The sequence below is a fragment of the Amycolatopsis sp. NPDC051071 genome (assembly GCF_040682875.1).
In the GTDB taxonomy this organism is placed as follows: Bacteria; Actinomycetota; Actinomycetes; order Mycobacteriales; family Pseudonocardiaceae; genus Amycolatopsis.
In genome coordinates, this window is record NZ_JBFBBY010000039.1 from 1 (window position 1) to 26,502 (window position 26,502).

Sequence of the window (26,502 nt, forward strand, 5' to 3'; positions counted from 1 at the left end):
GACCCAAATCACTCACGAGAACCTGACCCGCTCGGTACCGGCGCCCGTACTCGCCTGAGGTACAGGAAGGCCCCCTTCCTTGCGCCTAGGTACAGGAAGGGGGCCTTCCTGTACTTGGGGCGGGCGCGCCACAGCAGTCACACCTGCCACGCCCGTCACTGACACCGCCAAAGAAGGCGCATCAGAGAAAGGTTGCACGAGGGCGGCGCGTCATAGTGGCAGGTGTCGTGCCACGGTGCGGCGGCCGACCCCGTGCGGGGGGAGACTGACGCTCAAGCGCGAATGTGGTTTGCGCGGCGCCGTCGGTGGGTATTCAAGTCTGGCTGATCGGCGATCGGGCGGAGGTGGCGTATGCCGGGTGGATACGCACGACTGCGGGCGGGGCTGCTGATAATCACGCTGGCGGTGAGTGGCTGCGGCGGAGTCAGCTCGACGGTCGAATCCGGCGAGACCACACTCGTCACCATGGGATTCGGGGCAGGGGACGAGATCGCCAAGACCCGGATCGAGCTGGCGGACAAGGTCATCGCCCCGGCTACCGTCAAGATCGGCGGCAGTGCTTTCGATGCACAGCAGTTCCTGGCCGCGGTGGCCGCGGGAAGTCCCCCGGACATCGTCTACCTCGATCGCCAGCTGCTCGGCACCTATGCGGCGCGGGGCACCTTGGCGCCGCTGGGTGAATGTGTCCGGGACAGCCAGGTGCGGATGGCGGAGTTCCGGGAGGCCGCGGTGGCCGAGGTGACCCTGCGCGGTCAGCTGTACGGGCTGCCGGAGTCCTACAACAACCGCCTGATCATGGTCAATGACGCGGTGGTGCGCCAAGCCGGTGCCGATCCGGCGGAGGTCGGCACCGCGGACCGGGCGAAACTGGCGACACTCACCCGAACCCTCACCGGTCGCGACGGAGGCGGAGCGCTCACCCGGATCGGTTTCGACCCGAAGCTCCCCGAGTTCCTTCCGTTGTGGGCCAAGGTCAACGGGGTCACGATGCTCAGCGAAGACGGACTAAAGGCCAACCTCGACGACCCGCGGCTGATCGAAATTCTGGACTATACGGCTGGTCTGATCGAGGCACAGGGCGGCTGGGGCAGGCTGAAAGCGTTCCGCGACACCTTCGACTTTTTCGGCGCGAAGAACCCGTTCGCCACCGGTCAGCTCGCCGCCGGGCCCATGGACGACTGGTACCTCAACGTGCTGGCCAACCACTCCCCGCAGATCGACCTTTCCGTCCAGCCGTTCAGGGACCAGAACGGCGCGTCGATCGACTGGGTCACCGGCTCCGCATGGGCCATCCCGGCGACGAGTAAGCACAAGAAGGAAGCGTGCGCCTGGATCGCGACGATGACCAACTCGAGTTCCTGGATCGCCGCCGCACGGACACGGGCCGACGCGCGCAAGGCCGCCGGGAAACCGTTCACCGGCGTCTACACCGGAAACCGGGTCGCCGACGAGAAGATCTTCAGCGAACTGGTCAAGCTCGATGACAAACCGATTTTCGGTAACGCCGTCAAAGCGGTGCTCGAAGCGCAGAAGACTGCCTTCTCGATGCCGTCCTCACCCGCCGGTGCGGAATTCAAGGCGGCCTGGCAGGACGCGGTGAACCGGGTGCTCTCCGGTGTCCAGAGCCCCGCGGCCGCGCTGCGCCAGGCACAGGCGGAGGCTCAGCGGGCGCTCGATCTCGCGGCGCAGCACCGGTGAGCGCGGCCCTGCCCCCTCGCGGGGCGAGGATCCGGAAGTGGGCGCGGGGCTTCCGGCGGCGGGAAACCTTGGCCGCGTACGCGTTCCTGTCACCGTGGATGATCGGCTTCTTGCTCTTCATGCTGATTCCGATGGTGGCCAGTTTCCTGCTCTCACTGACCGACTACGACGCCCTGCGGGCACCGACCGCGGTCGGTCTCGCCAACTATCGCCAGTTGCTGGAAGACCCCGACGTCCGCAAAAGCCTGACCAACACCCTGCTCTACGCGCTCATGTCGGTACCGTCGACGATGGCCGTCTCACTCGGGCTCGCCGCGCTGCTGGCCAGGGCGGGGCGCCGGTCGGCAGGGCTCTTCCGTACCCTGTTCTACTTGCCGGAGATCACTCCGAAGGTGGCCGTCGGCGTGCTGTTCCTGTTCCTGTTCAACGGGCAGGCCGGCCTGGTCAACGAGGTGCTCGGGCTGTTCGGTGTGCAGGGGCCGCAGTGGAGCACTGACGGCGCGTGGATCAAACCGGGGCTGGTGCTGATGAATCTGTGGTCGGTCGGCAGCACGGTGGTGATCTACCTCGCCGCGTTGAAGAGTGTGCCACCGGAACTGTACGAAGCCGCGGAACTCGACGGGGCGTCACGGTGGCGCCGGTTCCGGCACATCACGGTTCCGATGATCAGTGGTGCGCTGTTCTTCACCCTCATCGTGCAGACCATCGCGGCGTTGCAGACGTTCGACGAGGCGTACACGGCGTTCTACGGCAACGCCTCCTCCGCCGGGTACAGCAGCGATGCCGCCCTCTTCTATCTGATCTACCTGTTCCAGCAGGGTTTCCAGTTCCTGCACATGGGTTACGCCTCGGCCATGGCTTGGCTGCTGTTTGCGATCATCATGGTGATCACCCTGGTCCAGGTGCGACTGAGCAAGCGTTTCGTCTACTACGAGGGCCGGTGAAGCATGGTCGTGACGAGCAGCTTGACGCCGGTCGCCGAGCCGCGTCCCGGATCGGCGCGGGACGTGCGCCGGCGCGGCCGTCGGCGCCCACTGGTGTGGGTGGCTCTGGTGGCCACGGCCGTGTTGTTCGTTTACCCGTTCGCCTGGTTGTTGAGCGCGTCGGTGAAACCGGGCGATCAGGTCTTCGACAACGCGTTGTTTCCCCAGCAGATGGTGTTGGGCAACTACGCCGAGATCTGGCGCGCGGCACCGGTGGCGGCGTGGCTGGTCAACAGTGTGGCGGTGAGCCTTGCCGCCGCGCTCGCCGCGACGGTGGCCAGCTCAGTGGTCTCTTTCGGCTTCGCCTATTTCCGGTTCCCTGGGCGCAACGCGCTTTTCGGACTGGTGCTCGCCACCATGATGCTGCCGGGCGCGGTCACCATGATCCCGGTTTACCTGATCTGGAACGAGGCCGGGTTGGCCAGCACCCAGGTGCCGTTGTGGGCAGGCAACCTTTTCGGCAGCGCGTTCTACATCTTCCTGCTGCGGCAGTTCTTCCTCGGGTTGCCAAGGGAACTCTTCGAGGCCGCGCGCATCGACGGTGCGAGCTACTGGACGCTGTTCTGGCGGATCGCGGTACCGCTGTGCAAACCGGCGATGGTGGTGACTTTCGTCTTCGAACTCAAGGCCAGCTGGTCGGATCTGCTGAAGCCGTTGATCTATCTGCGGGACCCGGCGTTGTACACGCTACCGCGCGGCCTCAAGGCCCTTTCAGACCAGTTCGGCCAGGCAGGTGAGCAGCGGTGGGAGATCGTGCTGGCCGGTAGCGTGCTCACCACGTTACCGATGATCATCGTGTTCTTCCTCGCCCAGCGGCATTTCGTGGACGGCATCGCGACACACCGCCGGACCGGCTGATCCAGTTCCTTCGTATCGCGCCCTCAAGCTCGCCGCCTCGCTCGCGCCGAACTATCCGGCCTTACCGTGGACGGGTGACTCGAACGCCGCGGACCGGCACACGACGATCGCCGCTGTGAGGCCGCCCGTTGCCGCGATGAGCACCACGGCCGGGAGCATCCCGTTGTCCAGGCCGAGCCCGCCGAGCGCGGCGCCCGAGGCGATGCCGATCTGGAACGCCACGATGTAGACCGCCGAAGCGAGATCCGGCCGGGTCGTCGCGACGCGCAGGACCGCTGCCTGCAGCACCACGCCGATCCCGGCCGCAGGTGCGGCCCACAGCACAATCGCCGCGCCGGAGACGAAACCCGGCCCGCCGACGAGCAGCACCAGCATGGCGACGGCGAGGCCGCCGGTGGTGACCAGCGCGGTCACTCGCGGATGCCGGTCGACGTGGCGCCCTATCAGGACAAGGCCGAGTAGACCGGCTGTCCCGTGGGCGAACAGCAGGCTCGACGTCGCCGGGCCGGTCAGGCGGACGGAGTCCGCGATGATCGCCGTGATGTAGGTGAACGCCGCGAAGTGCCCGGTCACCACGAGCAGGGTCGTCAGGTTGACGGGGAGCAGCGCCCGGTCCGCGATGACCCGCCGGACGGTCACCGAACCTTGGTGCGGTGCCTCCGGCGGCATCGGCTCAACCGTGACCCGGATGACCAGCGCCGCCACTGCCGCGACACCCGCCACGACCAGGACAGCGGTTCGCCAGCCGAGCGTCGCGCCGAGCCAGGAGCTCAGCGGGAGCCCGAACAGGAACGCGAGCGAGTTGCCGGCGAATACCACCGCCGTGGCGCGGCCACCCCGGCCGGGCCCGAGCAGCCGGGCGGCCATCGCCGCGACGACCGACCAGAACACCCCGTGGCCCGCGGCCGCGACCAGCCGCGCGGCCACCGCGACGCCGTACCCCGGTGCGGCGGCGAGCACCAGGTTGGACACCACGATCATCGCGATCGTGACCAGCGCCGTCACCCGGCGATCCCAGCGTGCTGTCAGCGCGACCAGCGGTATGACCGTCACCGCGACGACGACCGCGTACCCGGTCATCAGCAAGCCGATCGCGGAGTCCCCGGCCGCCAGTCCGGACGCGAGCTGGGGCAGCAGCGCCACGGGGAGGTTTTCCGATGTCACGGACACGAAGCAAGCGGCGCTCAAGGCGCCCAATGCGACGCGCGTCCTCGGCTCGACGGGCATTGTTTAACGATACACAGGTAGAGTGTGGCCATGTCCAGTGCCGGGTCGTCGCGCGTCACCATGGCGGAGGTGGCGCGCCGCTGCGGGGTCTCGGTGATGACCGTGTCGTACTGCTACAACCAGCCGGACCGGGTCGCGCCGGACACGCTGCGCCGGGTCCGGGAGGTCGCCGCCGAGCTGGGCTACCGCGGGCCGGACCCGACCGCGCGATCGTTGCGTCGCCGCCACAACGGCGCCATCGGCGTCGTGCTCGGCGAGCACCTCGCCTACGCCTTCGAAGACCCGCAGGCCCGCCGTTTCCTGGCCGGCGTCGCCGAGGTCTGCCGTGAGCGCGGGAGCGGGCTGAATCTCATCCCCACCACCGGGACCGGGGAGGATGTCGAGCGCGTGCGGTCGGCGTCCGTCGACGGCTACATCCTCTGGACGACCGTCGACGCCGACCCGGTGCTCGCCGTGGTGAGCGGGCTCGGCAAGCCCGTCGCGATCCACGGCGGTCCGGCTGTCCCGGGCGCCAGTGTGGTCGGCATCGACAACCGCGCCTCCGCCCGCGAACTGGCCGCGCGTACCTTCCCCGGTGCGCGACGGCCGGCGGTGGTCAGCTTCCCCTTCGACCGCGATCGCCGCCCGCGGCTGGAAACCGGGCCCGACGCAGAAAGTGTCGCGTTCCCGGTCACCCGCGAGCGCCTCCTCGGCATCTTCGACCACTGCGCCGACCCGAGCCGCCTCCCCGTGGCCGTCGTGGCCCGCAACGACCGGGAAGAAGCCGCGACGACGGTCGACGAACTCCTCGGCAAGTGCGAACCCGACGCCGTGATCGCCATGAGCGATCAGCTCGCGTTCGCTGTGCTCGACGCCGCTCGCCGCCGTGGCCTGTGCGTGCCGGTGGACATCGCGGTCGCCGGCTGGGACGACGGCCCGGACGCGGACCGCGCCGGCCTCACCACCATCACCCAGTCACTCTTCGACCAGGGCCGGGACTGCGCCCTGATCGCGCTCGGCGAGCGCTGGCCGAGCCGCGGCGCCGAGTGGACGGCCACGGTGCGGACCAGCACCAGGTGACCCGGCGTCGGCGTGGCGGGCCACCGCCGAACTCGCTGGTGCGCCGGCGGTTCCTGGCTGTGCACTGAAATCACCCGTCTCGGGGTTGTGACCTGCGCATATCCGGCGCTGCTAGGCCAAGCGGGTTACTGTCGAATCGCGGACGACGCGCGCGGTGCCTGGTGCGCGGTTGGCGGTGACGGGAGCTCGTGATGGCGCGGAAGGCGGTGCGCGGTGTTCCCGGGTGGGTGAACCCGATGCTGGCCAGCCCGGACGGCGGTCGGCTGCGGGAAGGGCCGGAGTGGGCGTATGAGTACAAGCTCGATGGCTACCGGGCGTGCATGCGGATCGCCCCGGACGGTACAACGGTGCTGACGAGTCGCAACGGTATCGATTTCACCGCCGAGTTCTCTGACCTTGCCGGTGTTCTCGCCGAAGCTCTGGAGGGCCAGGCCGCGGTGCTGGACGGGGAGATCGTCGTCTACAACGAGGCCGGGCAGATCGACTTCGGGGCGCTACAGGAACGCCGTGGCCGCTACCAGACCCACAGCACGGGACGGCCTGGCGAACCGTTCGAGGACGTCCCAGTCCGGTTCCTCGCCTTCGATTTACTGCAGCTGGGTGCGGAGCAGTTGCAGCGCGAGTCGTATGACGAACGACGGCGACTGCTCACCCAGCTGCAGATGCCCGATCCTTACCGGATCTCGGTGGTGCGTGGCTTCACCTTCACCGACCTGGCCGCGGACCGCCGCACACCGCGGCACCTGCTCGAGCACATCGTCGCCAGCGGCCACGAAGGCCTCGTCGCCAAACACCGCGCCTCTGCCTACAACCCCGGGCGCCGCAGCGATGCGTGGCTCAAGCACCCGCTGACTCAGACAACCGAGGTCATCGTCTGCGGCTACCGGCCAGGCCAAGGCCGGATCGCCGGCCGGATGGGCGGGCTCCTGCTCGGCGCTCACGACCCTGACACGGGCGACCTCGTCTACATCGGCGACGTCGGGACGGGATTCACCGAAGCAGAACGCACCCGCCTGCAACGACGGTTGGATGAGTTGACGCAGCAAAAGCCCTCGTTCGCGGTCACGCCGCCTCGCGCGGACACCGCGCGGGCGCTGTGGGTGAAACCGGTCCTGGTCGGAGAGGTCGAGTTTCGGCAGTTCACCCGCGGCGCGGGCCGCCTGCGTCACACCGCATGGCGAGGACTGCGCGAAGACAAACATCCCGGCGAAGTCCTCAAGCCCCAGTCGTCGCACGGACCCCGCGACACTGATCTGATACGAACATCCGGACGCCCAGCGGCATCACCCGAACCCGATGCGGAGCGGCGACCGGCAACTACTGCGCGGCTGGGGCCGAAGATCACCGTACAAGCGGGACAACGGCAACTCGTTCTGTCCAACCTGGACAAAACCTTGTACCCGGACGGGTTCACCAAGGGTGAGGTCATCAACTATTACTCCCGCATCGCCCCGGTCCTGCTGCCGCATCTGGCCGGGCGGCCGGTCACGTTCATCCGATTCCCCGATGGTGTTGCCGGCGAGCAGTTCTTCGAGAAGAACGTTCCCAAAGGAGCCCCGGCGTGGCTGTCCACGGTGCGGCTGGCTCGTACCGGTTCCCGCGGCGCGGGTGAAGTGATCACCTATGCCCTGCTCGACGAACTCGGCGCCCTGGTGTGGGCGGCGAACATGGCCGCCCTCGAACTCCACGTTCCACAATGGACCGTGGATTCCGGCGGGATCCGGCAGTCACCGGACCGGCTGGTGTTCGACCTCGATCCCGGGCCAGGAACCTCGATCGTGCACTGCTGCCGCGTCGCAGAACGACTCCACGACGCCCTGACCGCCGACGGACTAACGCCACTCGCGAAAACGTCCGGCTCGAAAGGCATGCAGCTCTACTGCGCCATCGCCACCGACGACCCCTCCGCGCCGTCGGCTTACGCCAAGAAACTCGCCCAACGCCTGGCACGGGAAACACCGGACAAGGTGACCGCGGTGATGGCCAAAGCACAGCGGACAGGCCGGGTGTTCATCGACTGGTCCCAGAACAACCCCGCCAAGACCACCGTTGCCCCGTACTCGTTACGCGGCCGCGACCGTCCCACCGCCTCCACTCCGATCGCCTGGGACGAAGTCCGAGCTTGCTGCCGTGCCTCACAGCTGGAGTTCACCGCCGACGACGTCCTTGACCGTGTGGACGAGTACGGCGACCTGTTCGCCGAACTCGACGACATGCGAACAGCGCTTTCCTAAAAGAGGCTGGGATTGTGCACGTAGCGCGTGAACACGGCGAGGACGGGTGAGAAGGCGCCTCAGTGGAGTGAAGGACCGGGTAGCTGGTGGTGAGCTGGTATTGACGCAGGTACGCATAAAGGGCGGGGCATTGCTTCCGCGCACCCTGTTGTCGTTGTGAGGAACAAGATGATGTCTGCGCCCACACTGAACCACCAGACCACCGGATACGACGCCCGCCAGGCCTATTGCATGGCCAAGGCCGCCGACCTGGCTTACCAGGACCGTGAACGGATCGAGGCCACCGCGGCCGAGTGGGGCTTCGACCGGGTCCGTCACCACCACTCGACGTTCTCCCCGCCATTCGCGCTCAGCGACACCCAGGCATACACCATGGCCAGCCCGACCATGATCGTGACCGCGTTCCGCGGAACCGAGCCGGTCCAGCTGCGTGACTGGCTGTCGGACACGACCACGCCACCGTGGTCCGGTCCGGCGAACACCGGCCTGGTCCACTACGGGTTCGCCGAGGCACTGCGGGCGGTGTTCCCGTCCGTGCTCGCGGCCATCGAGGAATTGCGTGACGCCGAGCAGACGGTGTGGTTCACCGGGCACAGTCTCGGTGGCGCCTTGGCGATGCTGGCCGCGGCGTGGCTGCATTTCGAAGACCCGCGGCTTTCGGCACAGGGCGTCTACACCTTCGGTCAGCCCCGTACCTGCGACCGCGCCTTGGCCAGCGCCTATGACAAAGCGTTGGCAGGACGCACGTTCCGGGTGGTCAACAACAACGACTTCGTCACCCAGGTCCCGCCGGAACCGGTGTTCCACCACGTCGCGGAGCTTCGCTACATCGACTCCTCCGGCCGGGTCCGCGAGTCCATGCCCGCGGTGTCGAATCTGCTCGACCGCGGCAAGGGCATGCTCGCCGACCCGTTCGCGCCGGCCTCCGATGGACTGCGGGATCACTTTATGAAGGCCTACATCACCGCCCTGGAGAAGAACCTGCCCTGAACGACCGCTGTCCAGAACGTGCCATCGAACGGTCGCTGACAACGCGAACGAAAGCGTGCCGACCTGCCGCGTCGTGCGATCGTCGAGCCGGCCGGTCCGTCGTCGACTACCACTACGGGTGGATCCATCCGCTCATTCACCCGAACAGCGCCTTCCTGGCTCGCGATTTCCGGAAAGATTGATTCCATGGCGCGCAGCGGCACATCGACTGTCGGGGTGGAGGAGGAGTACCTCGTGGTCGACTCGCGAAGCCGGAAGCTGCGGCCGGCGGCCGCAGCGGTGATAGACGGCGCCACCGGTGTGCTTGGCGGGCGCGTCGGCGCGGAGCTGACCCGGTTCCAGCTGGAGGCCAGGACCGAGCCGCATACCGGCCTCGGCGACCTCGGTGAGCAAATTCGGGACATGCGTGCGGTCATCGCTGGTGCCGCGGCCGATCACGGGTTGTCCGTGGTTTCGTCCGGTAGCCCGGTGCTGGGTGACCCGATCCCACCACCGATCACCGACGGTCCCCGCTACGCGGCCAGTGTCACCCACTTCCGGGCGTTGGACGACGAGCAGGTGGTCTGCGCCTGCCACGTCCACGTCGGACTGGCCGACCGGGCGCTGGCACTGCGGGTCAGCAACCATCTGCGGCCTTGGCTGCCGACCCTGGTCGCGCTCTCGGCCAACTCGCCCTACTGGGCCGGCCGCGACACCGGCTACGCGAGCTGGCGCACCATGGCCTGGGCCCGGTGGCCCGCTGCCGGACCACCTCCGTACTTCTGCTCGCCCGGCCATTTCGACGAACTGGTCGGCCGGCTGCTGGAAGCGGGCGTGATCATGGACCGCGCCGGCGTCTACTGGGACGTGCGCCCCTCCAGCCACCTGCCGACCGTGGAGGTCCGAGTCACCGACGCGGCCACCACGGTGGCCGAGACCCAGCTGTTCACCGCGCTGATCCGCGCCCTGGCGGACACAGCCCTGGCCGACATCGCCGCCGGAGCACCAGATCCCGATCCTGACCCGCACACCCTGCGCGCCGCCCACTGGCGTGCCGCCCGCGATGGTCTCGGCGGCCACGCCGTGCACCCGCACACCGGACATCTGCTGCCCGCGACGACACTGACCGCCGAGCTGCGGGCCCATGTCATGACGGCCGTTCACCGCAACGGAGATCACCAGCTCGTCGAAACCGAATGGCGGCGGCTGCACGACAGTGGCACCGGAGCCGACCGCCAACGCGCCGCCTACCGCGGCAGGCTCAGCGACGTCGTCGACCACCTCACGCATGCCTACCTGGGGAAATGGGATAGGGGTGCGACTGTGTGAGGACACCGACGTCACATCGACATCTCGCACGGCTGGTGGCCGGATCGCTACTGTCCGGAAGACGCGAGGCAGCTCACTGACCGGTGCCTGGACGTCGACAGACGGCTGTTTAGGTGCCCGCACCAAAGGTAATACTGCCGATCGTGGACGCATTCGTGGCGATGCACCTATCGACGGTGCGTGATCTGGACGACCTGGTCAGGTTGGTCGAGTCCGAGGGCGGTGACGAGCTCTACGTCCGGTGGTCGCGCGGACCGCAGGTAGACCTGGGGGAGGGGCTCGAGCAAGCCAGCCGGGACGGACTAACGGGCATACGGCTGCCCGGGCTGTCCGCCAACTCGCTGCGGCGGGAAGCGTGGTGGGGCGGGCGGTCGTTGCGCCTGTGGCTGGCCCGTCGGCTTTATGACTACCAGCACCTGCCGGACTTGCGCGGCCCTGACGTCCGTCCTTGGGTGCTCCGTGGCCGAGAGGTGGCGCGCGGCCCGGACAACGAGCCCTTGGTGCACTGCGAACGGCCGTTGGCCTGGGTCGCCGACGAGGTGCTGCACGAAGCTCGCAAGCTCGTTGACGAGCAAGGATCCCGAGAGTGGGGCCCGATGGATCGACGCTGACCAGGCCATGATGTCGGCCAGGTCGCCGATCGAGCCGCCGGTCCGGTGTCGGCCAGGTTTGGTGCCGGTATCCATCCCTGCGAGCGGCTGGGGGTCTCGTTGAACAGGACAGGCTGGGGTGCCCTTTCGGGACGCACGCGGATCACCACCAGTTCACGACCTTCTCGACGGTGTCGGCGCTCGCCCGACGACCCGGTCCTCGCCCGGCCGGTCCGACACGCCCACGATGATGAGGCCGCCGTAGGTGTTCGCCATCGCGGCCACGGACGAGTCCTACGGAATCGTTCGGTGAGCGAGCTTGTCAGCGCGGAGGTCGGGCCGTTGGTTGATCATTACGGTGTGGCTAGGGTAGGCGGATGAGCGCGTTGCCGGAACAGCCCGTGGTTCACGAGTCGGATATTCCGATGTATCTGGTGCGTGAGGGGAGCGGGACGGTCGAGCGAGGTGCCCGTGACACGGTCGGCGGGTGGCCGATTCTTCCGGTGGGGGAGTCGTGGCCGGTGTGTTTCTGTGGCGAGCGGATGGTGTTGTTCTTTCAGCTCGACATTCCGGTCGACGTCGTTGTGTTCGGTGGGGAGCATCTGCTGGTTTTCCAGTGCCCGGTGCACAACGACGCGGTCTCCGTCGATGACGGTTCCGAGGTGTTGCCGGAGAGGTTCTGGGATTGTCCGCCGCGGCGTTACCACGATGAGGGCGCGTTCTGGCGGATCATGCTCCACCGCGACGACACTGTGCCTGCCGATGACGTGGATCCGTATCTTCAGCCGCGACCGTTGGAGCTCAGGTCGGCGACGGAGCGGATCACGGTGTGGTCGCTCGGGGATGCGTTGCTGGACGAACGCCCTGTGGACGATGTATTCGCCGCGCGGGGTGACGGTGTGAACGAGTTCAAGGTCGGTGGTGTTCCGTGCTGGGCTCAGGCTCGTGAGTCCTACATCTGTCCTTGCGGGACCGAGCTGGTTTTCGTGTGCCAGCTTCCCGAGGACACCGGGTTCGACAAGCACCTGGATCAGCCTGAACAGAACTTCACGTTTCACGGTGACCAGTACGGGCTGTTCCTCGGCAACATGGTCTATATCTTCGCGTGCCCGGCACGCTGCCATCCCGCCGCGGCGTGGCCCGTGACCCAGAACTGACCACACCCCACCTTGTCGTCGCGCTGTGACGGCCGGGCAAGCTCTCACCAGCCGCTGTACCGGTTATCCCGGCCACAGGTCCTTGAGACGACGGTTCGGTGATTCTCTACGGATCCATCATGTCTTCGACGGGTCTGGGTGACTTTTGCACGCCGTCGCGCGGCGAGGACAGTGAACTCGATCCTGCTTAGGGCGCGAGAATCCTTCGCGCCCGGTTTCGCTTACATGGCAGTGATCACCATCGTAGGAATCTCCTCCTGCGTGTTCTTGGTCGGCAAGGTCGAGCGGGTCGGCGAGACCGAATCACTCGACAGGAATCCAGCTGCCATGCAACCCCAGTGGGACGCGTGCGGGCAGGTGGACCATGGCGAGGGGTTCGCCGGAGAAGTCTTGGGCGGCCAGGATCACCAGGTCCGCCGCGCCCCGGTCGGGGTTGTGGACGTAAACCAGGTTGTAGCCGTCATCTTCCGCGTCCGCCCCGCCCGCCGGGACGAACACGGTCTCGCCCGCGCTCGCGTCACGGCCGAACTCGTGGGTTTCGGTGGTACCGGTCAGGAGGTCGTGTTTGAGGAGAGCGCTGCTGAAGGCCCGACACCGCACTCGCGTGCTCAGAGACGTAACTCGCGTGCTTGAAGCCGTAACTCGCGTGCTCAGACCCCGCACACCGAGTTCGGCATCCAGCACGTGAGATCCGTCTTTAAGCACGCGAGTTACGCGTTCAAGCACGCGAGTTACGTGTTCAAGCACGCGAGTTACGCCTTCGCTCTGGCCGCCGACCCTGCGAACAAGTCGGGCAGCGAGCCCAGGCACCACGCCACGTTTGCCTTACCCCTCAATAGAACCCGCGTTGCCACCCACGACCCGGTCAAGACCGCACATCCAGGCATTAAGCGGACATTCACCCACAGGATTGCGTCCTTTGTGGACACGCAAGGCACGACTTGCCTCGTCGGCCAGTCCAGAACCGGCCATCGCGACACCGGCCCAGCCACGCCACCTTTGCGCTTCCCTCACTAGCAGCCGGTTTTGCCGTCCAGCATCTCGCGGAGGATGTCCAGGTGGCCGTTGTGGCGGGCCGTTTCCTCGGTGAGGTGGAGGAGGATCCAGCGCAGGTCGACGTGGAGGCCGTTGCGGATGGCTCGCTGGGCCTGCTTGTCCAGGCTGTTCCCGGCGACCAGTTCGCGGTGGCGGGTGCTCTGTCCGGCGTATTCGTCGAGCAACTGGGTGAGCGGGAAATCGACGGCGGTACGCATCTCGCGGTCGGGGTCTTCCTCGGTCCAGGGGCCCAGGTCTTCCTTGCCGAGGAAGACCGCGTCGAACCAGTAGTGCTCGACCCAGCGCAGGTGATTGATCACTCCGCTCATGGTCATCAGCGGTGAACTCGGCAGGAGCGCCTTGCGTGCGTTCTCCTCTGAGACGCCATCGCATTTGGCGCGGGCTGTGTCACGTGCGTAGTCGAGAAACGTGGTGAGCTGGGTACGTTCGTCCCATGCGGGCGGTGTGTCATCGATTCTGGTCATCGCGTGAAGCGTCTCCGATCGCCGAGCCGCTTGTCGAGGTATTTGTCGACGGACCCAACCTGCTCCATCCAGCTCCTTGTCCGCCGGATGGGCCGTTCGGAGGCCGGTCAGGTCATCAGGACCCGTTCGACGAAAGCACCGGCCGCCAACAGTTTCCGGTCATCGCCGACGGCGCCGTCGAGAGCCAGCCCGGCGGGCAGGCCACCGCGGCCGAGTCCCATCGGGACGGTCAAGCCGGGAACACCAGCGATGCTGCCGGGCTGGCAGTTTCGGATGAAGGTGGAGAAGGTCGGGACCGCGCGCCCACGGTGGACGAACTTCTCGACGGCGGAGAAGTCCTGGGCTGTCGCCGGTGTGGTGGGGAATCCCAGTGCGTCGATGCCGGTCTCGCCGAAGATCTTCGCGTAGGCGCGGCGTAAGGCCGAGCGGTTGGCGAGGGCGGCCTCGTAGACGGCCGGCTCGACGCCCGGCACGACCGCCTCGGCGAAGATCGCCCGGACGTCGGCCGCGGCGACTTCGTCGACGAGTCGGTCGAACGAAACCTCGGGCACATACTCGGCGAGGTACGCCCGTAGTCCGATACCGGCTTCGTGGATCACCAGCGGCATGCCCTGATCGGTGACGAGTTCGGCGAGGGGCGTGTCGTCGACCGGCACCAGAGTGACCCCAGCCGCGCGCAGGCGGATCAGCGCGACCGTCCACAGTTCTTCGACGTCGTCGGCCAAGTCGCCGGTCAGGAAACCGTGCGGCACGCCCAGCCGGATCAGCGGGAGTTCGCGCAGGGGTTCCGGTTCCTCCGCCGCGAGGACGGCGTCGAGGAACGCGAGATCGGTGACCGTGCGGGCGATCGGCCCCACCGTGTCCCGGGTGCTGCTCAACGGCGTGATGCCGTCGGACGGGTAGCGGCCCGTGGTGGGCCGGAAACCGCAGACCCCATTGAGCGCGGCGGGCACGCGCACCGAACCCCCGGTGTCAGTGCCAAGGCCTGCCGGGACGATGCCCGCCGCGACGGCCACGGCGGTTCCGCCGCTGCTGCCCCCGGCGAAGCGGGACGGGTCGCGGGCGTTGCGCACCGGACCCAGTGGAGTCGTGTCGCAAGTGATGCCGAACGCGAGTTCGTGCATGGCCGCCTTGCCGATGACAGTGGCGCCCGCGTCAAGCAGGCGGCGGACCACCCCCGCGTGCTCACGCGGAACGTGGTGCGCCAGTGCCGGGGTTCCCGCGGTGTTCGGCATCCCCGCGACGTGGATGTTGTCCTTGACGACCACCGGAAAGCCGGTGGGCGGCCCGATCGGCTCCGGTGCGAGGTGGCTGATCGCGTGGAGGTCCTGGACCTCTTCCGCTCGTATGCGACCTTCGGCGGCACTCCGAGTTCCCTTCACCGGCGGCACCTCCAGATCGCGGGCGGTCAGCTTAGCGTGACCTGTGACCGGCCAACCTGCCGCCGTGGGTGAGTGACCTGGGTCTCGCCACCCTATGAGCCACCGGTGTCGCGCGGTCAACCAGCGTGTCGTCCCGATCTATGCTGGCCGCGGACAGGGAGGTGTCACACCGTGTGCTCGTACGTCCTCGTCGCCGAGGATGACCTCAAGCAGGCCGAGTTGGTTCAGCGGTACCTGCGCCGTGAGGGCCATTCGGTGCACGTCGTGCACGACGGCCGCTCCGCTATCGACGAAGTGCGCTGCCGTCGCCCTGACCTGCTGATCCTTGACGTGATGATGCCGGTGGTCGACGGCCTCGACGTGTGCCGGGTGCTGCGGCGGGAGTCCGACATCCCGGTGCTGATAGTGACCGCGAGGTCGACCGGTGAGGACAAGCTGATCGGCTTCGACCTCGGTGCCGACGACTACCTCACCAAGCCGTACGACCCGCGGGAGTTGATGGCGAGGGTGCGGTCGCTGCTTCGCCGTGCGCAGCCGGCCAAGGAACCGGCCGCGCTGCCGATCCGCGTCGGTGATCTCGTGCTCGACCCCCTTCGGCACGAGGTGCGGGCGGGTGACCGGCGGGTGGACTGCACGCCGGTGGAGTTCCGGATCTTGGCGACGTTGGCGTCCAGCCCCGAGCGGGTGTTCAGCCGTGCGCAGCTGCTTGAACAGACGTACGGCGTGGACGGTTTCATCACCGAGCGGACCGTGGACGTGCACGTGATGAACCTGCGCAAGAAGATCGAGGCCAATCCGCGCAAGCCGACTTGCCTGCTGACCGTGTACGGCGTCGGATACAAGATGACCGATGGCCGCTGATTCCCCGTGGCGGCACAGCCTGAAGATCCGGCTGCTCGGCGGCACGATCCTGGTGGCGATCTGCTCGATCACCGCGACAGCCTGGCTGTCCGTGCAGGGCACGACCGGGTCCATCCAGCAGGAGCGCGGCCAGGAGCTGGCCACCGACACCCACATTTACGACACGCTGCTCGGCTACGGCGCGACCCATCCGAACTGGGACGCGGTCGAGCCGGTGATCGCCGGCTTACGCGAGCAGACCGGCCTGCGCATCGACGTCACCTCCGGTGACCGCGTCCCGATCGCCCGTTCCGAGGCTGGAACTCCCTTGCCTGCCAAGGCTTCGGCGGTGATCGACCCGCTCGCGGTCGACGTCACGCTGCAACCGGGTGCCGGCGCGGATCGGATCGACGCCCGTGCGGTCGGACCGTTCCTGCTGCCCGTCGACGAGCGAACCGCGCTGCGGAGTTCCCTCGAGGTCGTCGCGGACTGCCTGCGGACGGCGGGCCACCGGACGGAGGTCGCCGACACACCGAGCGGGCGGCCGGTCATCACCTCGACCGCGCCTGCCGAGGTGAACTGTGCTCGGAACTCGCCGATTGTGCTGTCGGGGCAACGGTTCCAGGACCAGGTCGTCCCGTCGGCGCCCACCGAGCAGAAGGCGTTGGAGCAGCTCGACGGACTGGTGAACGCCTGCCTGTCCCGCAAGGGCCGGTCCACGACCAAACTCGGGCTCACCTATGCGGGCAAGATCGTGCCGATGGGCGTCATCGGCGACCAGCAGGAGACGGCCGACTGCGTCGCCACCGCCCGGCGTGAGCAACTTCTCCCTTACGTGGCACCGGTATCGCTGCTGTTCATCAGTTCCCCGAGTGGACAGCCCTCGGACGTCGGACTGTCCTCCGCGGGAACAGCCAGGATTGTGGGCGCCGCCGTGCTGGTGCTGGTGCTCACCGCCGTGGTGAGCATTCTGCTGGCGGGCAGGGTGATCCGCCCGCTGCGAACGCTCACCGTCGCGGCACAGCGCATGCGTGCCGGGGACAGCGCGGCAAGGGCGACGGTGAAGGCCCGGTGGGAGGTCGCCGAACTGGCCGAGGCGTTCAACCAGATGTCCGAACACCTCGCCAGGACGGAACGTCAGCGCAAGGAACTGGTCAGCGACGTCTCGCACGAGCTGCGGACGCCGCTGGGCAACATCCGTGGCTGGCTGGTGGCCGCACAGGACGGCGTCGCCGACCTGGACCCGGCGCTGGTGTCCTCGCTGCTGGAGGAAACCCTGCTGCTCCAACACCTTGTCGACGACCTCCAGGAACTCGCGCTCGCCGACGCCGGTGAACTCCGGCTGTTCCCGGAGCCGGTGGACATCGGCGACCTGCTCGACCAGGTCGCCGCCGCGCACGGTGCCGAGCTGGTCGTGGAGAAGACCGGCGATCTGGACCTGTACGCCGATCCGGTCCGGCTTCGGCAGGCCGTCGGCAATCTGGTGGTCAACGCCGTGCGGCACACCCCGGCGGGCGGGCGGATCACCTTACGAGGCCGTGAACACGGCGACCACGTCCTGATCGAGGTCAGTGACACCGGCAGCGGAATCGACCCCGGACATCTACCGCAGGTGTTCGACCGCTTCTGGCGTGCGGAAAGGTCCCGGAACCGCCAGACCGGCGGCAGTGGCCTCGGGCTGGCGATCGTGCGCCATCTCGTCGAGGCACACGGTGGCACGGTGTCCGTGGCGAGCGCACTGGGCGTGGGCACGACGTTCACACTGAAGCTGGCGAAGAACCCTTCATAACGTCCCAACAAGTTCTTCATGATTGGCGGACACGCTGATCGTATGAAGTTCATCCCTGGAGCCGTCGTCATCGCGCTCGCCCTGGCCGGTTGCTCCACCGCGGAGCCTCCGCCGGAGAAGGTCGCGACGCTGGCGACGACGGGCGCGAGCAGCGCGCCGCCTGCCGCGTCCACTTCGTCGCCCGACCTGGAACGACCCCGATACCGGCTGGATATGACCAACGCCGACATGGACCAGCTGCGCGCGCCGTGGAAGCAGTGCATGGCCGAGAACGGCTCGCCCCTGCCGTCCAGCACGGGTCCTGGTATCAGCGATCCCGGTCAGAGCGCCAAACCGGGTGATCCCGCGTGGGCGGCCTGCCTGCCGAAGTACCCGTTGCCGCCGTGGCAGTACGACCGCAACAACCCGGAGTCGATGGACTTCGTGCACAAGATGGTGCAGTGCCTGCGCCAGAAGGGTGTCAAGCAGGTCAGCGAGATGCCGCCCGCCGCCGGTTCGGAGCGGAACATGCTCGCACTCGGCGGTGAGAGCAACGACGCCGAGTCGGTCGCCAAGGGCATGGAAATGATTCCAGTGTGCGAGAAGGAACTCACCGCCGGCGGGGCGAAGTGAGGAAGTGGTTGCTGCCGGGACTGATCGTGCTGACGGTCCTCGGCGTCGGCGGTGTCACCGGCTACCGTTGGCTGACCGGACCAGCACCGGCCACGGCGTCCAGTGCACCGGCCGACCCGCGGACGGTCGCGGTGACGAAGACGGATCTGGCCGACACGACCACGTTCAGCGGCACTCTCGGCTACGGTGCCCCGACCTCGTTGACCGGCCGAAAGGAAGGAACCGTCACCTGGCTGCCCGCCGTCGGCTCCGTCGTCGGACAGGGAAAGCGACTGTACACAGTGGACACCAAACCGGTGATGCTGTTCTTCGGTGACACTCCGTTGTACCGCAAGGTGGATGCCACTTCGACGGCGGGACCGGACGTCAAGGAGATCATCGCCAACTTGCGCGCCTTGGGGTACAAGTCGCCGGGGGGCAAACTCGACACGGACGTCGTCAAGCGCTGGCAGAAGGCGAACGGCCTTGACGAGACCGGTGCGATCGACGTCGGTGACGTCGTGGTGCTGCGAGGCAAGGTCCGCATCAACTCGGTGCGAGCCCAGCTGGGTGCCCCGGCGGCGGGCGAACTGCTGGGGCTGACCGGCGTCGACAAGGCGGTGACCGCGCAGATCGCCCCGGCGCAAGTCGACGCGGTCAAGCAGGGCACCAAAGTCACCCTGATGATGCCCGACGGCAAGCAGACCACGGGCACCACCGCGACCGCCACGGCCACGGCACAGAACGCTGACCAGCAGAACGCTGACCCGATGTCGCCGAAGATGACGGTGACCATCACGGTCGACGACCAGGCGGCGGCGGCCACGCTGGATTCCGGCCCGGTGCAGGTCCGCGTGACCACCGAGACCAGGCAGGGCGTCCTGGCGGTACCGGTGAGCGCGTTGATCGCCTTGCAGGAAGGCGGTTACGCGCTCCAGGTCGTCGCCGACGGCAAGACGACCTTGCTGGCGGTGAAGACCGGCATGTTCGCCAACGGCATGGTGGAGATCAGCGGCAAAGGTCTGCTCGAAGGGATGAGAGTGGTGACCACGTCATGACACCCGTCCTCGAAATCCGCAATGCCGGCAAGGTTTATCCCGGTCCAGTGCGAGCATTGGACGACGTCTCGCTGGCGATCGAAGCCGGTGAACTGCTGGCTATTGTCGGCCCTTCCGGCTCCGGCAAGTCCACGCTGCTGCACTTGATGGGCACCTTGGACCTGCCGAGCAGCGGCACCGTGATGATCTCCGGCCACGACATCGCCACCCTCTCCGACCGTCGGCTCTCCGCCCTTCGTGGACAGCAGATCGGCTTTGTGTTCCAGCAGTTCCACCTCACCGATGGCTTATCGGCGGCGGAGAACGTCGCGACCGGACTGCTCTACGCCGGAGTATCACGCCGCAAACGGCGGCCACTCGCGGTTGAGGCACTCGAGCGGGTCGGGCTCGGGCACCGCGTCGCCCATCTTCCCAACCAGCTCTCGGGCGGGGAGCGGCAGCGGGTGGCCATCGCGCGGGCACTGGTCAACCAGCCATCGCTGGTGCTCGCCGATGAACCGACCGGCGCGCTGGACACCGCCAACGGTCAGGCCGTGCTGGATCTGCTGGCGGAGTTGAACGACACCGGCACGACCATCGCGATCATCACGCACGACCGGGAGATCGCCGCCGTGCTGCCGCGCAGGGTCGAGATCCTGGACGGCCGCATCCTGTCCGACACGCTCCAAGGAGTTCCTTCGTGAAGCCGGTTCGTCTCGGTCCGGTCGATCTGCTGCTGCTCGGGCTGATCGGGGTCCGCACCAGGCCGATGCGTGCCGTACTGTCGGCACTGGGCATCTCCATCGGCATCGCCACCATGATCGTGGTCGTCGGGATTCCCGCCTCCAGCAGGCAAGCGCTCGACAACGAACTGTCCACATTGGGCACCAACCTGCTGCGTGCCGAAGCGATGGTCGATCCGCTGACGCAGACCCTTCCTCCCGTTCCCGAATCCGCCGCCGCGATGACGACCCGGATCGGACCTGTCGAGATGGCCGGCGCGGTGGCCAACACACACAGCACGGTCCGCCGTTCCGACCGGATCCCGGCCACCGAGGACTCCGGGCTGACCGTGCTCGCCGCCCAGTCCGGCCTGCTCCCGGTCATCGGCGCGAAGCTCGGCTCCGGCACTTTCCTCAACCAGGCCACCGGTTCCTTCCCCGCCGCCGTGCTCGGCGACAAAGCGGCCACCAGGCTGGGAATCACCGAACTCCGGCCGGGCGAGCCCAACCCCCAGGTGTGGATCGGCGACCAATGGTTCGTCGTGGTCGGCATCCTGGACGCGATCCCGCTCGCCCCGGACGTCGAACGCGCCGTGCTCGTCGGATGGGAAGCGGCACGCACCCGGCTGGGCTTCGACGGTCATCCCACGGTGGTATTCCTCCGAGCGCAGGAGGCCGCGATCGAGAGCGTCCGCTCGGTGCTGGCCGCCACGGTGTACGCGGAGAACCCGGCCAAGATCCAGATCAGCCGACCTTCGGACGCGTTGGCGGCGAAGCGGATCACCGAGACCACGTTCTCCGGGCTGTTCCTCGGGCTGGCCGGGGTCGCCCTGCTGGTCGGTGGCGTCGGGGTGGCCAACACCATGGTCATCTCGGTGCTGGAACGCAAGCGGGAGATCGGCCTGCGCCGAGCACTGGGAGGCAACCGGCGTCAGGTGCGCGGACAGTTCCTCGCCGAGTCGGTGGCACTGTGCCTGCTCGGCGGCATCGCCGGGACGTTCCTCGGCGTGCTGGGCACGGCAGGTTACGCGGTGTCCCGCGACTGGCCGCCCGTGATCCCGGCCACCGCTGTGCTCAGTGGTGTCGGCGCGGCCTTGCTGATCGGTGTGCTGGCGGGCGTCTACCCGGCGATCAGGGCGTCACGTCTGACGCCGACCGAAGCGCTGGCGGCCCCCTGATCCCACCGGCGCGGTCGGCGGCAAGCCTTTCCGGAGAAGCTGTCCGGCGTTGAGCGGGAGATCGTGTCGGGGATGCCCGCGACGTACAATCGCGGCGAAGGCGAAGCGCCAGGCCGAGATTCCGGCACCGGGGTGGGGGAGAGGCCAGGATGTTCTTCGGTTCGAAGAAGAAGCTCGACGATCTGATGGCGCAGCTCAGGCCCGACCTGAGTCGGGAATCGCTCGGCGTCGGGCCCGACTTCCCGGGCGTCGCCCCGAACCCGCTCCTGAGCAGTGATGCGGGGAAGCGCAACGCGGAACTGCGTACGGGGGCGCTCGCGCTCGGCGTTCTCGTCGACTGGCGGGAGGTCAGCAGCGACGGCAGTCCACGCGTGGTCCTGATGTTCGACGTGGAGACCGCCGGCGGCATCTCGTTCCGCGGTATCGCAGACGAAGACCTCACGATCACCGAGCTCACCCGGCTCGCCCCAGGACAGACGTTGCCCGTGCGCTACCGGCCGGCCGTCATGGACCACTACGTCGCCCTTGCCCGGGACGCGGACCCCGCCCAGGTGCGGCAACTCTCTGACGCGATCGCGAGCCGCAAGCGGACCTGACCCGACGCCATTGGCCGGTGCGGCCAGGGCATGTCCGGCACAGGTTGAGCGTTCCGCACGGTCGATGGTCGAGGGGATCATTTACCGGTATCGGTGCGGGGAAAGCGACGTGTACGCGGTCAGGACAGCCATGGGCGGCCCGGCACTTCTCATGCCACCTTGATGACAATCTTGCCCGAAGTGTGACCGTTCTCGACGGTGGCGAGGGCGGCCGGGGCGTCGGAGAGCGGATGGACCGCGGTGATCACGGGTGCGAGGACTCTGTCGAGGGCCAGCCGGGCGGACCGCTCCAGGTTCTCGCGGTCGAGGCGACGCTCGACGAAACGCCCACCGAGATCAGGCACAGACATGTCACCTACGGCGATGATGTTGCGGCGATCCCGGGCCAGCGGAGCGACCGTCCGTAGCGAGTTGCCTCCGACCAGGTCGACGATCCCGTCGAAGCCATGCGGGACCAGCTCACGTGCCGCGGTGACGACGTCCTCGGCGGCGTAGTCGATGAACCGCACCCCGATGGCTTCGGCGTGCGCGCGCTTGGTGGTACTTCCGGTGCCGAACACCCGCAGCTCGCGCCCGATGGCCAGCCGGGCGACGGCGAGGCCGACCCCGCCCCCGACCCCATTGACGAGGACCGTGGCACCGGCCGGGAGGCCGAGCTGGTCGAGCACGTCCACCGCGGTCGTCCCGGCTATCGGCAGCGTTGCCGCCACGGTCGCGGACAGACCCGCCGGGATGCGCGCGGTGTTCGGCGCGGACAGCACCGTCGTCTCGGCGTAGGTACCGCCACCGGTCAGTGCGAAGCCGAAGACCGCGTCACCCACCTCGAGCCCGTCGGCGTCCTCGCCAAGGGCGAGAACGGTTCCCGCCGCCTCCACGCCCAGTACGCGGGGAAACGGACGCCCGCCATCGAGCCCGGGGACCAGACCCGAGCGCAGAAGGTGATCGAGGGGATTCACGCCGGCCACGGTGACCCGGATCAGCACCTCGCCGCGACCGGGGACGGGATCGGGACGATCGAAGAACTCCTGCACCTCGGGCCCGCCATACCTGCCGAAACCCCACGCCTGCCCCATATTCCGCCGCCTCCCGGATGACCGGCCCGGTCATTCCGGGCGCTGTCGCCATCCTCACCGCTGACATCGATGTAAGGGGCAACCGGCTGAGACGCAGGTCACAGCATCAGGCCGGCTGTGCCACCGGTTCCGGGGTCGTGGACAGCACCGCCCGGTGCCTGCTGTTGGCCTTGATCAGCACGTCGAGCGCACTCCGGGTCTCGATCAGATGCGCGATGTCGGCGTCGATCCGTTCGCGCTCGCGCATCATCGCCGTGAACGTCTCCTCGGCGACACCCAGGTCACCCGGGACGTCCACACAAGGCAGCACAGTCGCGATCACGCGGCTGGACATACCCGCCTCGAACAGCTGCCGGATGAGCGACACGCGCTGGACCGCGGCATCGGAATAGTGACGCTGCCCCGCGCCGGAGCGTGAGCTGGTCAGCAGGCCCTGCTCTTCGTAGTACCGCAGTGAGCGCGGACTGACGCCCGTGCGTTTGGACAGCTCGCCGATCCGCATCCCTGGAAGCCTACGCCCGCGTGCTCCAGGGCTCAGAGCACCGGCGAGCCATGGACGTTCGCGGACACCGCCTGTCGCCGAACTTAGTGGACCACGGCTCCGCCGCGGCGGAGCTGACAGCTACGAACCGGTCGTCGAGCCTCTGTCCAGCCTGACGCTACGGTTTCAGGGTCGGCAAATGGGCATCACGCCGGAGTAGGCAGGCCCTCCTCGGGACTTGGCGAAGTTGGAGGTTCTTCAGGTGAGTGGTTCCCTGAAGCGAGTCGCGAATGTCATGGTCGTGTTTGCGATCATCTGGGGTGCCTGCTTTTTGATGACCGTGCCATTCGGTCTCGACGACCTTCAGTTCTCCCTCGTCTTCTCGACCGTCTTGGCGGCGGTAATAGTCTTCGTCGCAGGAACGGGCAGGCTGATCAAGCAGGGCCTGGAGGCGTGGAAGAGGCACAAGTCAGGAAACTGACCCGTGCTGCGATCACGCTGGTGATCTCGACACCGTCGCTACGGTGGTCTCGGGTCTCCTTTCGCTGGGCTCTCGGAGACCTGGAACATTTTCTCGGGTCTTGTAGACAGAAAGGGGTGCGTGGTCCGAGGTCTGGTCTTAGGGCATACCGAGGGGACGTGGTGGCGGTGAACGTGTGGTCGGTTCTCATCGTCAGCGTCGTCTCCAGTTGCTGCGCGGTGGCGCGAATGCTGATATCGCTGCGGCGGTACCGGTTGCGGCGGGACAGTCTCGAGCGTGTGGTGGCCGCCGCCGGGCCGGGCGCACGGATCGTGGATCAGGACGTCGACGGGGTGATCGAGGTGACGGTGCACCACGTGGTGGTGGACTCCGAGCACTCTTCGGTTCCTGAGCGGCCGGCGGCCTGACGGTGATGGGCCGGCATCGAGTCCCCGAGACGCCCGTGTTCGAGGCGGACTTCGAGGCGTTCTACGCGGCGACGTCCGGGCGGACGTTCGCGGCGATCCACCGTGTGGCAGGCGGGGATGTGTACCTGGCGCGCGACGCGGTCCAGGAGGCCTACCTCGCGATGTGGAAAACCTGGCACGAGCGGCGGGGCCGGGAGCTGGAGGACAATCGCAAATACGTGCGGAAGATAGCCGTGCACAAGATCCTCGACGGCTATCGCGCACGCAGGTGGCAGCAGGTCGAACTCGATGACGACGACGTCGCCGTGCTGGTCGAGGACGGGGCGTTCGACGCGGTGCTCGACGAGCTGTCCGTATGGCGATCGGTGCGGGAACTGCTGGCCCGGCAGCCTCCTCGCCGACGGGCGGTCGGGGTGCTGTTCTTCCTGGAGGACCTGAACGACCAGGAGATCGCCGATGTCCTGGGGATCAGCCCGTCGACGGTGAGAACCCACATCGAACGGCTACGGGCTGTCTTCCGGCCCCATCGGGACCGCATTGTCGAACTGAGCCGAGGAGGTGAGCGGTGGTGACCGAACCCGACGACACGACCCGGGACCTGGTCCGCCGCGCGCACCAGGCCGACCCCCAGCCACCGGACTTCGACGTCGCGGCCGGACTGGCTGATCTGCGTGCCCGCGCTGCCCTTGACACGCCCTTTGACGCGGCGGTCCAACGAAACTTTCCGCATTCCGCATCGCCGGGTGCGGAACCGCTCCTCAGTAAAGGGTCAGCTGACGTCGATTTCGACGACTTCGCAGCCGCCGGGGCACTCGTGCGGCCCTACGCCATCACCGGCGGACGGGGTCGGAACACGCAGGAAATCCGGGTCGAAGCCCTGGTCTCCACGGTGAGGAACCGGCAGGATCGTGTCACCGAGCTCCCTGAGTACCAGCGGATCACTCGACTGTGCGCTCGGCCCACGGCACTCGCGGAGATCGCCGCCACCCTGCACCTCCCGATCGGCGTCACGAGGGTCCTCGTCAGCGACCTCGCCGACCGCGGCGTGCTGCACATCCAGCCCCCCGACGACCACGACGACGGCGGCCCGGCTCCGGCCACTTTGGAACGCGTCCTGCAGGGACTACGCACCCTCGGCCAGCCCGCCCGCCCTGCACGGTGAGGGTTTCCCGGTGGCAACCGCGGAGGCGGAGAGCAGTGTCGCGGTGGCGAGGCTGCCCCAGAGGACGGGCGAGCCGTAGGAGGCGAGAGCGGTGATGACCGCTGGGGAGACGCCGAGGCCGAAGCCCGTGGAGAGCTGGAAGCGAGCGAGGGCGTGTCCCAGGAGATGGGCCGGGGCGAGGGCGGTGACGAGTGCGGTGGCACTGCCGGCATAAATGATCTCGCCGATGGTGCAAACCACGGCCACCATGGCGACGACGGGAGGTCCCCAGCCGGGTCCCAATGAAGTGGCCGCGAGGAAGCCGAGGTAGGACGCGGCGAGTACCACGCCGGAGAAGGCCAGCACGGACCGCCGGGAGAAGCGGGCCATCAGGACGGTGACCGGAACCTGCAGGGTGACCACCAGCACCGTGTTGGCCACGAAGATGGCTGCCGACCACATCGGGGATGCGTGCAACCGGGTCGCCAGGACCAGCGGGACCCCGATTTCAAAGATGTTGAGGCAGAAGGCGTAGACCACGTTGGCGGCCAGCAGCGCGCGCATCCGAGGTGCGGGCACCTCGTCCCTGTCCTCGGCAGGAGTAGCGGCCGGATGCGCGTGCAGGTGGGTCGACCACGCCAACGCCGCCGCGGCGAGATAGGCGAGCCCGGTGAGGGCTGCCAGCGCCTGCAATGCGGTGGTGCCACCCGCCAGGCACGCGGTGGCCAGTAGCGCACCCACACCCATGCCGGCGTTGCGCAGTGCGCGGCCTGCTGCGAGAGCGACGTCGCGTTCGCGGCCGTGGGCGACCGTGGCCACGAGGGCCGCGTGGGCGGCAGGCCATGCCTGGTTGCCGATACCGAGGAAGAGCGCCGCCGCCGCGAACAGCCAGACGTGCCCTGCCGGGGCGGCCAGCAGCAGCGCCACGCCCAGCACCCGCACCAGCATCGACGCTGCCACGACCGTGCCGCGTGCGCCCCAGTCCCGCCAGGCCAACCAGGGTCCCGGGAGGAAGAAGAAACGGTGTCGACCATCTCGCGGAACTTCGGGCCAAGATCGACATCGGTGAGCACGGACAGGTTCGTTGTCATCGGTCGCGTGGCCTTCGCCGCGCGAACGAGAGATTTCCCTGCGACGCAACACGACTGGGCAAGCGGCAG

27 protein-coding genes are annotated in these 26,502 nt (G+C 67.8%); 20 read left to right on the plus strand and 7 right to left on the minus strand.

From position 1 onward, the window contains the following. Positions 1–351 precede the first annotated feature (351 nt). Genes AB0M65_RS15445 through AB0M65_RS15455 form a run of 3 tightly spaced genes read left to right on the plus strand, consistent with a single transcriptional unit; the run spans position 352 to position 3,539 of the window. The gene (locus AB0M65_RS15445) at positions 352–1,698 is read left to right on the plus strand and encodes an extracellular solute-binding protein (RefSeq protein ID WP_364027327.1); all 1,347 of its coding nucleotides are present in this window, start codon (positions 352–354) and stop codon (positions 1,696–1,698) included. After that, positions 1,695–2,642, plus strand: coding sequence for a sugar ABC transporter permease (locus AB0M65_RS15450; RefSeq protein ID WP_364027330.1), 948 nt, complete (start codon positions 1,695–1,697; stop codon positions 2,640–2,642). The genes AB0M65_RS15445 and AB0M65_RS15450 overlap by 4 nt, the downstream gene beginning before the upstream one ends. Positions 2,643–2,651: 9 nt before the next feature. Beyond that, complete coding sequence (locus AB0M65_RS15455; RefSeq protein WP_364027333.1) at positions 2,652–3,539, plus strand: carbohydrate ABC transporter permease; 888 nt, start codon at positions 2,652–2,654, stop codon at positions 3,537–3,539. Between the two features lie 51 nt (positions 3,540–3,590). Here AB0M65_RS15455 and AB0M65_RS15460 read toward each other — a convergent pair whose 3' ends face one another. Beyond that, on the minus strand, positions 3,591–4,766 hold the full coding sequence (locus AB0M65_RS15460; protein ID WP_364027336.1) for an MFS transporter: 1,176 nt from the start codon (positions 4,764–4,766) through the stop codon (positions 3,591–3,593). A 30-nt stretch (positions 4,767–4,796) separates the two neighbouring features. Here AB0M65_RS15460 and AB0M65_RS15465 point away from each other — a divergent pair, with 30 nt between their 5' ends. The 6 genes from AB0M65_RS15465 (at position 4,797) to AB0M65_RS15490 (ending at position 12,104) form a co-directional block, all read left to right on the plus strand. Beyond that, the gene (locus AB0M65_RS15465) at positions 4,797–5,825 is read left to right on the plus strand and encodes a LacI family DNA-binding transcriptional regulator (protein ID WP_364027339.1); all 1,029 of its coding nucleotides are present in this window, start codon (positions 4,797–4,799) and stop codon (positions 5,823–5,825) included. A gap of 191 nt (positions 5,826–6,016) precedes the next feature. Continuing rightward, positions 6,017–8,059 (plus strand): DNA ligase D, encoded by a 2,043-nt coding sequence (ligD, locus tag AB0M65_RS15470; RefSeq protein WP_364027342.1) that lies wholly within the window; start codon positions 6,017–6,019, stop codon positions 8,057–8,059. 171 nt (positions 8,060–8,230) lie between these two features. Further along, positions 8,231–9,049, plus strand: coding sequence for a lipase family protein (locus AB0M65_RS15475; RefSeq protein ID WP_364027345.1), 819 nt, complete (start codon positions 8,231–8,233; stop codon positions 9,047–9,049). Positions 9,050–9,235: 186 nt separating this feature from the next. After that, positions 9,236–10,357 (plus strand): glutamate--cysteine ligase, encoded by a 1,122-nt coding sequence (locus AB0M65_RS15480; RefSeq protein ID WP_364027348.1) that lies wholly within the window; start codon positions 9,236–9,238, stop codon positions 10,355–10,357. Positions 10,358–10,518: 161 nt separating this feature from the next. Then, positions 10,519–10,968 (plus strand): DUF6098 family protein, encoded by a 450-nt coding sequence (locus AB0M65_RS15485; protein WP_364027486.1) that lies wholly within the window; start codon positions 10,519–10,521, stop codon positions 10,966–10,968. 356 nt (positions 10,969–11,324) lie between these two features. Beyond that, entirely contained in the window at positions 11,325–12,104 is a 780-nt protein-coding gene (locus AB0M65_RS15490) for a hypothetical protein (RefSeq protein ID WP_364027351.1), read from the plus strand. A gap of 303 nt (positions 12,105–12,407) precedes the next feature. On the opposite strand, the gene AB0M65_RS15495 is transcribed toward AB0M65_RS15490, so the two are convergent. The 3 genes from AB0M65_RS15495 to AB0M65_RS15505 form a co-directional block, all read right to left on the minus strand. Then, positions 12,408–12,704, minus strand: a complete 297-nt coding sequence (locus AB0M65_RS15495) for a carotenoid oxygenase family protein (RefSeq protein WP_364027354.1) — start codon at positions 12,702–12,704, stop codon at positions 12,408–12,410. 413 nt (positions 12,705–13,117) lie between these two features. Continuing rightward, positions 13,118–13,624 (minus strand): DinB family protein, encoded by a 507-nt coding sequence (locus AB0M65_RS15500; RefSeq protein WP_364027357.1) that lies wholly within the window; start codon positions 13,622–13,624, stop codon positions 13,118–13,120. Positions 13,625–13,731: 107 nt separating this feature from the next. After that, positions 13,732–15,006, minus strand: a complete 1,275-nt coding sequence (locus tag AB0M65_RS15505) for an amidase family protein (RefSeq protein ID WP_364027360.1) — start codon at positions 15,004–15,006, stop codon at positions 13,732–13,734. A 171-nt stretch (positions 15,007–15,177) separates the two neighbouring features. Between AB0M65_RS15505 and AB0M65_RS15510 the strand changes: the two genes are divergently transcribed. The 7 genes from AB0M65_RS15510 to AB0M65_RS15540 all read left to right on the plus strand — a co-directional run bounded on the left by AB0M65_RS15510 (position 15,178) and on the right by AB0M65_RS15540 (position 21,759). Further along, positions 15,178–15,867, plus strand: coding sequence for a response regulator transcription factor (locus tag AB0M65_RS15510; RefSeq protein ID WP_364027363.1), 690 nt, complete (start codon positions 15,178–15,180; stop codon positions 15,865–15,867). Further along, the gene (locus AB0M65_RS15515; RefSeq protein WP_364027366.1) at positions 15,857–17,635 is read left to right on the plus strand and encodes an ATP-binding protein; all 1,779 of its coding nucleotides are present in this window, start codon (positions 15,857–15,859) and stop codon (positions 17,633–17,635) included. The genes AB0M65_RS15510 and AB0M65_RS15515 overlap by 11 nt, the downstream gene beginning before the upstream one ends. A 42-nt stretch (positions 17,636–17,677) precedes the next feature. Next, positions 17,678–18,247: a hypothetical protein gene (locus tag AB0M65_RS15520; protein ID WP_364027369.1), complete on the plus strand. Its 570-nt coding sequence runs from the start codon at positions 17,678–17,680 to the stop codon at positions 18,245–18,247. Further along, on the plus strand, positions 18,244–19,284 hold the full coding sequence (locus AB0M65_RS15525; RefSeq protein ID WP_364027372.1) for an efflux RND transporter periplasmic adaptor subunit: 1,041 nt from the start codon (positions 18,244–18,246) through the stop codon (positions 19,282–19,284). The genes AB0M65_RS15520 and AB0M65_RS15525 overlap by 4 nt, the downstream gene beginning before the upstream one ends. Next, on the plus strand, positions 19,281–19,967 hold the full coding sequence (locus AB0M65_RS15530) for an ABC transporter ATP-binding protein (protein ID WP_364027375.1): 687 nt from the start codon (positions 19,281–19,283) through the stop codon (positions 19,965–19,967). Before AB0M65_RS15525 ends, AB0M65_RS15530 begins: the two co-directional genes overlap by 4 nt. Then, positions 19,964–21,163, plus strand: coding sequence for an ABC transporter permease (locus AB0M65_RS15535; protein ID WP_364027378.1), 1,200 nt, complete (start codon positions 19,964–19,966; stop codon positions 21,161–21,163). Before AB0M65_RS15530 ends, AB0M65_RS15535 begins: the two co-directional genes overlap by 4 nt. A 149-nt stretch (positions 21,164–21,312) precedes the next feature. Continuing rightward, positions 21,313–21,759, plus strand: a complete 447-nt coding sequence (locus tag AB0M65_RS15540) for a hypothetical protein (protein WP_364027381.1) — start codon at positions 21,313–21,315, stop codon at positions 21,757–21,759. A gap of 149 nt (positions 21,760–21,908) precedes the next feature. Here AB0M65_RS15540 and AB0M65_RS15545 read toward each other — a convergent pair whose 3' ends face one another. Together AB0M65_RS15545 and AB0M65_RS15550 are read right to left on the minus strand one after the other, a co-directional pair. Then, a complete protein-coding gene (locus AB0M65_RS15545) occupies positions 21,909–22,832 on the minus strand; it encodes an NADP-dependent oxidoreductase (protein WP_364027384.1) in 924 nt (307 codons plus the stop codon). A 106-nt stretch (positions 22,833–22,938) separates the two neighbouring features. Further along, positions 22,939–23,334 (minus strand): MerR family transcriptional regulator, encoded by a 396-nt coding sequence (locus AB0M65_RS15550; RefSeq protein ID WP_364027387.1) that lies wholly within the window; start codon positions 23,332–23,334, stop codon positions 22,939–22,941. A 241-nt stretch (positions 23,335–23,575) separates the two neighbouring features. Here AB0M65_RS15550 and AB0M65_RS15555 point away from each other — a divergent pair, with 241 nt between their 5' ends. The 4 genes from AB0M65_RS15555 (at position 23,576) to AB0M65_RS15570 (ending at position 25,363) form a co-directional block, all read left to right on the plus strand. Continuing rightward, on the plus strand, positions 23,576–23,794 hold the full coding sequence (locus AB0M65_RS15555) for a hypothetical protein (protein ID WP_364027390.1): 219 nt from the start codon (positions 23,576–23,578) through the stop codon (positions 23,792–23,794). Between the two features lie 161 nt (positions 23,795–23,955). Then, positions 23,956–24,201: a hypothetical protein gene (locus tag AB0M65_RS15560; protein ID WP_364027393.1), complete on the plus strand. Its 246-nt coding sequence runs from the start codon at positions 23,956–23,958 to the stop codon at positions 24,199–24,201. 5 nt (positions 24,202–24,206) lie between these two features. Continuing rightward, a complete protein-coding gene (locus AB0M65_RS15565; RefSeq protein WP_364027396.1) occupies positions 24,207–24,773 on the plus strand; it encodes a sigma-70 family RNA polymerase sigma factor in 567 nt (188 codons plus the stop codon). Continuing rightward, positions 24,770–25,363, plus strand: coding sequence for a DUF742 domain-containing protein (locus tag AB0M65_RS15570; RefSeq protein ID WP_364027399.1), 594 nt, complete (start codon positions 24,770–24,772; stop codon positions 25,361–25,363). The genes AB0M65_RS15565 and AB0M65_RS15570 overlap by 4 nt, the downstream gene beginning before the upstream one ends. Here the strand turns inward: AB0M65_RS15570 and AB0M65_RS15575 are convergent. Further along, complete coding sequence (locus tag AB0M65_RS15575) at positions 25,325–26,485, minus strand: MFS transporter (RefSeq protein ID WP_364027402.1); 1,161 nt, start codon at positions 26,483–26,485, stop codon at positions 25,325–25,327. The genes AB0M65_RS15570 and AB0M65_RS15575 overlap by 39 nt on opposite strands. Positions 26,486–26,502: the final 17 nt, after the last annotated feature.